The sequence below is a fragment of the Streptomyces sp. NPDC058701 genome (genome assembly GCF_042715295.1).
Classification (GTDB): domain Bacteria; phylum Actinomycetota; class Actinomycetes; order Streptomycetales; family Streptomycetaceae; genus Streptomyces.
In genome coordinates this window covers 1-10099 of the sequence record NZ_JBHXSY010000090.1, presented here as the reverse complement: position 1 = coordinate 10099, position 10099 = coordinate 1, and the positions used below count along the sequence as shown (strand labels likewise).

Here is a 10099-nt window from a genome sequence, read left to right as displayed (position 1 = left end):
CGATGAAGATCGCCGAGCAGATGGAGAAGGACGGCGTGACCTCCGGCGAGCCCACCGTGGCCATCGGGATCTGACCCCGGCCCGGCCGACTCGGCACTGGCAGCTGCACAGCAGAAGAACGGATGACGTATGAATAGCGCAAGTGCAAAAAAATCAAACGAAATGCCTTGGCATACGGAGGCTTATCCCGCACCTACCAAAAAACTCGACATTCTGCTGGACGATGCAAGGAGTGAAATTTTACCCTATCTGCGCGACAGGGTAGACCGCCTAGCCCCTCCCATGAAAACAGTCGCCGCCTATCATTTCGGGTGGGTGAACAAGGATGGAACTCCACGCCGCGGCCGTTCAGGAAAGTACTTGCGTGCGGCGCTCGCAATTGCCACAACAAGCGCGTGCGGAATTCCCAAAAAAGTCGGGCTTCGGGCAGCCGCCGCTGTCGAACTGGTTCACAATTTTTCTCTCATCCACGATGACATCATGGACGGGGATGCGAGTCGCAGGGGAAGACCGACCGCCTGGTCCGCATTCGGAATTCCCTTGGCCGTTCTCACAGGTGACGGGCTCCTCGCCGCCGCATATAAAGAGTTGATCGACGAGCGTGAGTCAAATCAATCCACGATCCAGACGATTGAAGCCACTCGGCTCCTAGCAGCCACTGTTCAAGACCTCATCGTCGGACAGGCCCTCGACCTGGATTTCGAAACGCGCGGGCCTGTCGTGACTCGTCGAGAATGCCGTCGCATGCACGATGGCAAGACAGGAGCTCTACTTGCGTGCGCCAGCGCTCTCGGTGCTACCGCCGGCGGTGCCGACCCTACTCGAATCGACGCGCTGAGCAGGTTGGGAATGTACCTAGGCCGTTCGTTTCAAGCATGGGATGACATCCTCGGAATATGGGGGGATCCGGAGACCACAGGAAAACCGAAATGGAACGACCTCAGGAACGGCAAGAAGACACTTCCGGTAGTCACCGCATTGAACGCCGGCGGGCCAGCGTCGGAGGAACTCCGCGATCTGATGTCTCGCAATGACTGGCATACGGAGCCGGGGATGATCGCTCGGAGCGTGCACCTGATCGAGGCGGCAGGCGGCAGAGACTCCACGATGGAAGAAGCGGAACAGAATCACCAACAGAGCCTGGCGGCCCTGAAAAGTCTCGCATTTCACCATGCCGCACACACCCAGTTGACCGAAATAATAGACTCTGTCATCAACCGGAAGTTCTGAGGTCGATCAAGTGAGGCTCACCGAAACGCTGGCGACGGTCCCGCGCAAGCAACCATTCCTGACCCGCATCACGGGACCGCGCGATCTAGACCTGCTCAGCCCGGAGCAGCTGGACCAGCTGGCCGTGGAGATCAGGTCCTTCCTCGTCGAGGCGGTCTCCAAGACTGGCGGGCACCTGGGCCCCAACCTGGGCGTGGTCGAACTGACGATCGCCCTCCACCGCGTCTTCGAGTCGCCGAAGAACAGGATCCTCTGGGACACCGGCCACCAGTCGTACGTCCACAAGCTGCTCACCGGCCGCCAGGACTTCTCGAAGCTAAAGATGAAGGGCGGACTGTCGGGCTACCCCCGTCAGGCGGAGTCCGTGCACGACATCATCGAGAACTCGCACGCCTCGACTGTGCTGGGCTGGGCCGATGGCCTGGCGAAGGCGAACGAGGTGCTCGGCCGGGACGACCACGTCGTCGCGGTCATCGGCGACGGCGCGCTGACCGGTGGCATGGCCTGGGAGGCGCTGAACAACATCGCTGACGCCAAGCACCGCCCGCTGGTCATCGTCGTCAACGACAACGCGCGCTCCTACGCGCCTACCATCGGCGGCCTGGCCAACCACCTCGCCTCCCTGCGCACCACCGACGGCTACGAGCGCTTCCTGGCCCGCGGCAAGGACCTCCTTGAGCGCACCCCGGTCGTCGGCAGGCCGCTCTACGAGACGCTGCATGGCGTCAAGAAGGGCCTGAAGGACTTCATCGCCCCCCAGGGCATGTTCGAGGACCTCGGCCTGAAGTACGTCGGCCCCATCGACGGCCACGACATTGAGGCCCTGGAGTCCGCCCTCACCAAGGCCAAGCGGTTCGGCGGCCCGGTCATCGTGCACTGCCTGACGGAGAAGGGCCGCGGCTACCAGCCCGCCCTCAAGGACGAGGCCGACCGCTTCCACGCCGTCGGCAAAATCCACCCGGACACCGGCCTGCCCATCGCCTCCTCCGGGGCCGACTGGACGTCCGTCTTCGGCGAGGAGCTGGTCGCGCTCGGCGAGGAGCGCAAGGACATCGTGGCCATTACGGCCGCCATGCTCCGACCCGTCGGCCTCGACAAGTTCGCCAAGGCGTTTCCGGACCGCGTCTACGACGTCGGCATCGCCGAGCAGCACGGTGCGGCCTGTGCGGCGGGTCTGGCCACCGGCGGCCTGCACCCGGTCTTCGCGGTGTACGCCACCTTCCTCAACCGCGCCTTCGACCAGGTCCTCATGGACGTGGCCCTGCATAAGTGCGGTGTGACCTTCGTGCTGGACCGGGCCGGCGTCACCGGCACCGACGGCGCCTCCCACAACGGCATGTGGGACATGTCGATTCTCCAGGTGGTGCCGGGCCTGCGGCTCGCCGCGCCACGTGACGCGAACCAGGTTCGGGCCCAGTTGCGGGAGGCCGTCGAGGTAGCGGACGCCCCGACGGTGGTCCGCTTCTCCAAGGGCGCGGTGGGCCTCGCGGTGCCCGCGGTGGGCCGGTTCGGCGGCATGGACCTGCTGCGCACCCCCGCCCCGGAGGTCACCCAGCCGGACGTCCTGATCGTCTCGGTCGGCGCGTTCGCCCCGATGTGCCTGGAGATCGCCGACCTCCTCGACGCGCAGGGCATCTCATCCACCGTGGTCGACCCCCGGTGGGTCAAGCCGGTGGACGAGGCGATGGCCCCGCTCGCCGAGCGCCACCGGGCCGTCGTCACGGTCGAGGACAACAGCCGCGTCGGCGGCGTCGGCTCCGCCGTCGCCCAGGCGCTGCGGGACGCCGGCGTGGACATCCCGCTGCGCAATTTCGGCATCCCGCCGTGCTTCCTCGACCACGCCTCCCGCCCAGAGATCCTGGCCGAGATCGGGCTGACCGCCCCGGACATCGCCCGCCAGGTCACCAGCCTGGCCTCCTCAAGGCCGGAACGTGAATCTCTCGCCGTCCTTGAGAAGGTACATCGTTGAACCCGGGGAATATCGGGCTGTCGGATCGAAGAGCATAAGCCGGCCCCCCGGGGGGGCCGGCTTATGAGTACCGGGCAGCCCGCCAACCCCTCCGTCACCGTCCGGGTCCCCGCCAAGGAAAACGTCCGGCTGGCGGTGGGTGCCGCCCGTCCCGAGGGCTTCCACGACATCATGCCGGTGCGGCCCCGGGAGCGTCCACGGGGAAGGCGAGCCGAACCCAGGCGGAACCGCATCTCACCCGCCTCGGCACGGACCTTCCCGGAACGGGTCTCGGCTCGAGGTCGCCGAGCAGCATAATCCCGGCACGTGCTTCGTCGCCGGTGAGGAGTTGGAGGCGGGTGTCGGTGACCGCGTCAAGGAGCACGTTGAGGAAGTCTTCGTCGTCCATGTCCATGCCGGGACGACGCCGTGCGGCGCCCACGGTTACCACCGTGCGACCCGCGCAGAACCCGCGCCGGGCCAACCGACCCGAGGCGCGCATCTGGGCGGTCGCGGAGTCCAGCCCGGCTCAAGCAGTCACCGGCATGTGCCGGTGCCGGTCGATGGGTAGGGCGTTGACGAAGCAACCGCCGGGGACGGCTGTCAGCCGGCTCGGGTCACCATGAGGCCATCAGCCGGGCTGGGGTCGACGAGGAGTCCGGCGCGTTCGAGAATCGCTGTCAGGGCATGGCCGACGACTTGCCGTATGTCGTGCAGGGACACCAGGTGCTCCAGCTGGTCGCCGCGCCCGTCCATGCTGAGGACGGCGTGCACGCTTACCTGCCAAGTGATGAGCACGCCGTGCGCCTCTTCTTGAACGATCGGCCCCCGGTCAGTCCCCTCAAGGTTGGCAAAACCGCCAGCCGCAAGTACGTGGCGGATCTCGTCCACCAGCGGCTGCTGCTCGTTCTGGTTCACAGTGGCAACTGTAAAGAGGGGTACTGACAGGCCGGACTGGCCAGGTCGCGCCGGCGCACAGCCGACGCCGGTGGGCAAGGCGTAAGGGGGCGAACCGCCCGTCCCGGGCAGATGTCGGAGTGACGAGCGGGGAGTATACACGGCAGGCGGCAGGCTCAGCAATCGTGCGTCTGTCCGGGGGCCATGAGCACACGGAACCGGGACGCCGCCGCGGGGGAGGGGAAGGGCTCCCGGGTACGGCCGGATGCTGTACGGCCGGCGAAGAGGAAGGATGCTGTTGTGTCGCAGGTCGAGGAGTCCATCGAGGTCGAGGTCCCCGCACACCGCTTACAACCAGTGGACGCAGTTCGAGTCGTTCCCGCACTTCATGGACGGTGTGGAGCGCATCGAGCAGCGGACCGACACCATGACGCACTGGGTGACGAAGATCGGCGGGGTGACCAAGGAGTTCGAAGCGGAGATCACCGAGCAGATCCCGGACGAGCGGTCGCGTGGACCACGCTGGGCGGCGAGGTCAAGCCGGCCGGCGTGGTCACCTTCGACCGCTTGGACGACAGCAGGACCAAGGTGATGCTGCAGCTCGACTATGAACCGCACGGCCTCGCTGAGAACGTCGGCGACAAGCGCCGTGTCGTCAAGCGACGGATCACCGGCGATCTGAAGCGGTTCAAGGACTACATCGAGGGCCGCGGCCGCGAGACCGGCTCCTGGCGAGGCGAGGTCTGACCCCCGGGTCGGCCTTACCCGGGTGAACCAGCCTCCCCCGGCATCACCATCCCTTCGGGCTTGGAACGGGTGTGAACGTGGCCTGAACCCTGAGGTCAGTTCGCTGGGGCAACCAGTTACTCTCGCCGCTGATCCCGGCAGGATCGACGCTCATCTTCGTCGTGGACCTGCCCGGCTTCTGAGGCAGACACCCCCTGGCCGGCTTCGGCAACCGGACCCGAAGCCAGCCAGCACTTTCCGAACAAGGCAGTCCCGTTGCGGCGCCCTGGAAGCGGATGCTTTTACCCGCGACGTCGGTCCGGGGTCCCCTGCCGTCGAAAACGGGGCTGTGTTTCAGGTGGTGGTACGGTGCCGCCGGCCGGTACCGGCGACAAGGGCGGCTCCCATGGCGAGGGCCAGTCCTGCGCCGCCGAGGGCCCAGGAGGTGGCTGGGTCGGCTCCGGTTGCGGCGAGCTCGCCGCAACTGGGGGCGGATGCCATACCCGTCGTGCCGGTGCCGGTGCTGATCGGGGTCGCGCCGCCGTCGGGCTTGGGCTGGTTGGGGGTGCTGCCGCCGCCGGAGGTGCCATTTCCGGTGCTTCCGCGTTACCGCCGCCACCGATGTTGCCGCCGTCACCACCCCAGCATCGGGGCACGCAGGGGGGCCGACCCGCCTGTGGGACGAGCTGGACCGCGTTCGTACCTGGCTCGTCGATGATGGGGACCTCCCCGTCCGGGGCGCTGCGGTTAGCATCACCGCCGAGGGGGGGGCGGTCACCTTCTCGCGAAAAGGATGGACTGCCACAGTCGGCTGAGAATTTCCCGACTGGTTCGACCATGGCAGCCGCCACGCCGTACCTCGCATCTCTGCGTCAGCATGGGCGCCGGGGATCCCGGTGGGCGGCTGGTGCGCTGCTCGCGCCAAGGCTCGCCGCCCAGTTCGGCATCGGTCCCACGATCATCTTTTGCTTCGCGGTCAGGCCCCCTTGCCCATGTGCCCCTGCTGCGCGCCGGGCCCGGACGACGGTGGAAGGTCGTCCTGGCCGCTGCGCTGGCCAGTGCAGTTGTTCTGGGGCGACGGCGTTTAAAGACCGTGTCCTATGTGGTGAGGCGTCATCGATGTCGGTATGGGGCGGGGTACGTGGAGTTGGATTGTTCCGGACGGGCTGTGGGAGATCGCGAGCCGCTGATCCCGTCGTCGAAGGTGCGGCCGCAGGGCGGTGGTACACCGATACGTCTGATGAGACACTGTTCGCGGCGATCATCTACGTCCTGGTCAGCGGATGCGGCGCCTGGCGGGCGTTGCCGCCGTGCTTTGGGATATCGAGGTCGACGGCCCACCGCAGGTTCCTGATCTGGTCGGGGGCCGGAGTCTGGGGGCGGCTGCACGAGGAGAGCCTGCACCGATTTGACGACGCCGGCCTTCTCGATCTCTCCCGCGCCGTCCTGGACTCCGCCCCCGTGAGGGCCAAAAAAAGGGGGGCGAACTTACAGGTCCGAGCCCCGTGGACCGGGACAGGCCGGGCTCCAACATGCACGTCCTGTCAGATGGGAACGGGCTGCCCCTCCTCGTCGACGTCAGCGCCGCCAACGCCCACCCCACAGCCTCGCGCTGAAGCCCATGATCACAGGTCACGCAACGAGACACGACCCCCACCGCGGCAGCCACTTCAAACCCCGGCTCTTCCACGTGGACAAGGCTTACGACGTTCCCCACCTGCGGAAATGGTTGCGCGGCAAACGAGCCGGGATCTTATCGCACGCAAGGGCGTCGAGTCATCAGAGCGACTCGGTCGCCGGCGGGTGATTGAGCGGACCATGCCCGCAACTACCCGCCATGTCTCGGACTCAACGCAGCCATCTGCCGCTACAAGCAACTCGTCCGCCTCACCATAGGACACGGTCTTTACACCAGCCAGCAGCCCTTGCGCCAGGCCGTTCGCGACGCGGCCTTCCAGGGTGAGGGAATCAAGTTCACGCTCTCGGGTGGTCACTAATGAGGCTCAGACACGTGAGTGCTCATTGGGTTGAACGGTCGTCGCCATCTGCGCCGCCTGGGTCAAAGCTGTCGCGGTGACGATGCGCGCTGTCCGAGACACGGACGGCACCTCACGGGATGCGGTGTTCCGCGCGGCTGCAGGCCTGACATACCGCTCAAGACATCGTCTCAAGTCGATACAGCCCATACCCGGCGACCGTCGAGGATCGTCTATCACACCTAATGTGCCAGCCCGGCATTACGCAAGAAAGCGTCCGCCACTACCCGCTTAATAGTGTGCCGATCGACTATTGGCCATCCTCTTTCAAGTGCAACTTCCGTTAGGCCTTGGCTCGGCTCAAAGGCGTATGGAAATCCTACTAGCTCTAGAATTTGTGCATCGTGAAGGGTATTACCGACCGCCATTGATCCATCAAGATTTATAGGGCTATCGAATAAGTCAAAGAGAAACTCCTTCTTTGTTTTCATGTTGTCGCGATAAAAAATCTCTCCCGTGTATCGAGATGCCTTGACTTGAAATCTGGTTCCCCGATATAAGCTAACATCCAGGCTCTTTGCAACTTGTCGAACTATAATGTCTGGACCTCTTGAAATCAACACCGGTACGCATCTAGCGGCAGCAATAGACTGCATCAGAGAGTGAGAAAAAGGAAATAGGAGCCCTTTTTTTTGCCGCCAAAGATTTTCTGCTGCGTTTTCGAGATCTGTAACCCTTACTTCGGCTAGCGCTTGAGCAAACAACTCATAAGCCTTGGGAAGCAGCGCCAATCCCTCAGTGACCCCCTCAGTAGCGCCAACCCCGCACAAAAAATGGCGTAATTCGACGAATCTGCTGGCAGGGCACGCACCTGTCGAGACGAGCCATTCGGGAAGCGTCCATGATAATACGTCAGGATAAAGGGTGCCATCAATATCGAATACAGCAACACGCATGGATGATCCCGCTTCAAACGCGCTCACCTCCACCCCTGTCCCCGTCGGTCGTTTGATCGAGCACTCGAAATCTTACCGAGGGACCGGATCCTGGGGCATTGCAGTATGCAGATTCTAAGGGGTGAGACCATCTAGGGCTGCCTTTTCTCCGCCGCGTGATCTTCGATTCATGCTTACGGTCGGGTCGCTATGATACTGTAGGCGGATGTTTTGCCCTGCAGCATTGCGATCGATAGATTGATTGCACATGTTCGCAATTCCTTGAGGGCGCCAGTAACTCCTTCTGGAAAATGCGCCTCTATGTTACTCTTCGCTTCGAGTAGAAAATGTGCGACGTCTGCGGCCGATGGCATCTCCTGTACGTTTGCGATTTGGAATCCGGAGCATTCCAGCATTTGCGTGACCATCTCGAGTGTCTTACGGTGCCCGGAAGCTAGCCGATCAACCTCATCTGGTATGGCGGACTGGTAGTTATCTAGGTTCTCATTGTAGAGGTTAGTAGAAATAACAAGAGATCCACTTGAGCTTACGCGGCTAGCCAATGCTTTCATGGCGCTAGCAAACACTTCGGGCGGAAAATGGTCGATAACGCCGCGCATGAATACCAGGTCGTATGGGACTCCGTGATCAGGTAGAAGATCTATATCCAGGGCGTTGCAAAAGTACAGGCTGACTCGATCGGTCAATCCCTGGGCAGAGAGATACCGAGAACAGTGCTCTAGCTGAGAGCGACTAACGTTTATTCCATCCAACCGCACGCAATCTTCGAATTGTCGAGCAAGGTATCCTAGCGTATAACCCCATCCGCAACCTACATCGAGGATTCTTTGCATAGGCGGTGTGGGCGATTTCAATCCTGCTTGCTCAAGCTGTCGGTCGAGAAACCTTACCGACGCCTCGTCCATCGATACGGGTCGAGGGGAATCTGGGTGATCGTAAACTCCCCACTCGAAAAGCAGGTTATCCCCTAGAACTTTGCGCCACGACTCGGGGTCGTCTTCGTAGGTGTATGCTACTTTTTCTTCGTATGGGTCTATGTGAGATCCACGTATCACGGTATATCCGATGTTGTCGCTGGGGGAATTTGTCACATTGGTTCCTTCCAACCTTTGTCGTGTGACGGAGAACCTAACGCAACAACGGCGCCGGTGCGTAGGTAATGGATACTCAAGCAGCGCACGACTGGTGAGGCGGCATGATCCATGATCCTTGTTGGCCGCGTTCCGGGCTTTCGTCGGCTACTGACGCCTGACCGGAGCGCTTCACCGCGCACAAAGCTGGTACGGGCTGCCCGCCCTGTCAAAATGACTTCTGGTGAAGAGCACCCGGTCCTGCACATGAGCCCAGTGGGCCGGCGTCGCTTTACCCTGCTTCGCGGCCGCGTGCAAGGCCGCAAGGAACCGGCTCTGAAGCTGACGGTCTTGGTCGGCGTGGATGGCGATGGCCATCGCAGCCCGGCATCTGCCCTCGACGACACGGGACCGTCCCGGCCAGCCGTGCCGGGTAGCGATATAGGGGTACTGGCAGGCCGGACTGGCCCGGTCGCGCCGGCGCACAGCCGACGCCGGTGGGCAAGGCGTAAGCGGGCGAACCGCCCGTCCCGGGCATATGTCGGAGTGACGAGCGGGGGTATACACGGCAGGCGACAGGCTCAGCCATTGTGCGTCTGTCCGGGGGTCATGCGAAACCTCCGCACCGGCTCCCGACGACTCCGTCATCGGCGGCGAGGACCGCGACCGAGCATCCGCGCGAGGTCGTCCGCACCCTCGTCGGCGCCGTCAGCGACGCACACGAGGGGAAACCGCCCAAGGACGACGCGACCGTGCTGTGCGTCGACTGGCACGGGCCCCAAAGCCACCCCCGGACGGCGCTCTGACGGGCGGACCGCGAACCGTGCCTGGCCGGTCCAAGCCTGCCCCGAGGCTACCGAACGTGGACCCGGATTCGCCAGCCTCGTCAGGTCATCGTTCAGGCTTCGGAGTAGGGCTTTTGTTGGGCCTAGGTGTGTTGTCCGGACAGGTTGGTGGCGCGGCTGGCGGGTGTTTGGCCTGCGATGCCGGTGTGGGATCGGTGGTAGTTGTACCAGTCGATCCAGTCGGCGAACGCGGTCTGTCGTTCGGCGTCTGAGGTGTAGGGCTGCTGGTAGGCCCATTCCTCGAGGAGGGTGCGGTGGAAGCGTTCGACCTTGCCGTTGGTCTGCGGCCGCCAGGGCCTGGTCCATCGCGGGCTGACGCCCAGATCGCGGCAGGTGTCGCGCCAGGTGTTCTTGCTGTAGGCCCGGGCGTTGTCGGTCAGGACGCGTTCGACGGTGACTCCTTCCGCTATGCCGCCCGCCAGGACTGGGACAAGATCGCCAAGGTGCTCAA

General features: G+C 63.6%; 7 protein-coding genes and 3 pseudogenes. 5 read left to right on the top strand and 5 right to left on the bottom strand.

Going from position 1 to position 10099, the window contains the following annotated elements; translation table 11 throughout:
• Positions 1-129 precede the first annotated feature (129 nt).
• Positions 130-1230, top strand: a complete 1101-nt coding sequence (locus ACFWW8_RS37460) for a polyprenyl synthetase family protein (RefSeq protein WP_386537117.1) — start codon at positions 130-132, stop codon at positions 1228-1230.
• Positions 1231-1258: 28 nt separating this feature from the next.
• Positions 1259-3199, top strand: a complete 1941-nt coding sequence (gene dxs / locus ACFWW8_RS37455; RefSeq protein WP_386537122.1) for a 1-deoxy-D-xylulose-5-phosphate synthase — start codon at positions 1259-1261, stop codon at positions 3197-3199.
• Between the two features lie 169 nt (positions 3200-3368).
• On the opposite strand, the gene ACFWW8_RS37450 is transcribed toward dxs, so the two are convergent.
• Positions 3369-3593 carry a hypothetical protein gene (locus ACFWW8_RS37450; protein WP_386537125.1) on the bottom strand — a complete coding sequence of 75 codons (225 nt, stop codon included), beginning with the start codon at positions 3591-3593 and terminating at the stop codon, positions 3369-3371.
• Between the two features lie 188 nt (positions 3594-3781).
• Positions 3782-4096 (bottom strand): hypothetical protein, encoded by a 315-nt coding sequence (locus tag ACFWW8_RS37445; protein WP_386537115.1) that lies wholly within the window; start codon positions 4094-4096, stop codon positions 3782-3784.
• A gap of 279 nt (positions 4097-4375) precedes the next feature.
• On the opposite strand from ACFWW8_RS37445, the pseudogene ACFWW8_RS37440 reads away from it, so the two are divergent.
• Positions 4376-4822, top strand: a pseudogene (locus ACFWW8_RS37440) (SRPBCC family protein).
• 1106 nt (positions 4823-5928) lie between these two features.
• A pseudogene (locus tag ACFWW8_RS37435) lies at positions 5929-6693 on the top strand (IS5 family transposase); the annotation flags it as partial.
• Between the two features lie 326 nt (positions 6694-7019).
• Here ACFWW8_RS37435 and ACFWW8_RS37430 read toward each other — a convergent pair.
• Positions 7020-7760: an HAD family hydrolase gene (locus tag ACFWW8_RS37430; RefSeq protein ID WP_386537113.1), complete on the bottom strand. Its 741-nt coding sequence runs from the start codon at positions 7758-7760 to the stop codon at positions 7020-7022.
• A gap of 146 nt (positions 7761-7906) precedes the next feature.
• Entirely contained in the window at positions 7907-8788 is an 882-nt protein-coding gene (locus ACFWW8_RS37425; protein ID WP_386537119.1) for an SAM-dependent methyltransferase, read from the bottom strand.
• Between the two features lie 665 nt (positions 8789-9453).
• On the opposite strand from ACFWW8_RS37425, the pseudogene ACFWW8_RS37420 reads away from it, so the two are divergent.
• Positions 9454-9609: pseudogene (locus tag ACFWW8_RS37420) on the top strand (serine/threonine-protein phosphatase); the annotation flags it as partial.
• Positions 9610-9731: 122 nt separating this feature from the next.
• On the opposite strand, the gene ACFWW8_RS37415 reads toward ACFWW8_RS37420, so the two are convergent.
• Positions 9732-10099: integrase core domain-containing protein (locus ACFWW8_RS37415; protein WP_386537111.1), on the bottom strand; the 368-nt coding region annotated here is incomplete at its 5' end.

Excerpts from the sequence above, each read along its gene's own strand:
- ACFWW8_RS37460 (WP_386537117.1), top strand. The coding sequence starts at position 130 with ATGAATAGCGCAAGTGCAAAAAAATCAAACGAAATGCCTTGGCATACG.
- ACFWW8_RS37450 (WP_386537125.1), bottom strand. The coding sequence starts at position 3,593 with ATGGACATGGACGACGAAGACTTCCTCAACGTGCTCCTTGACGCGGTC.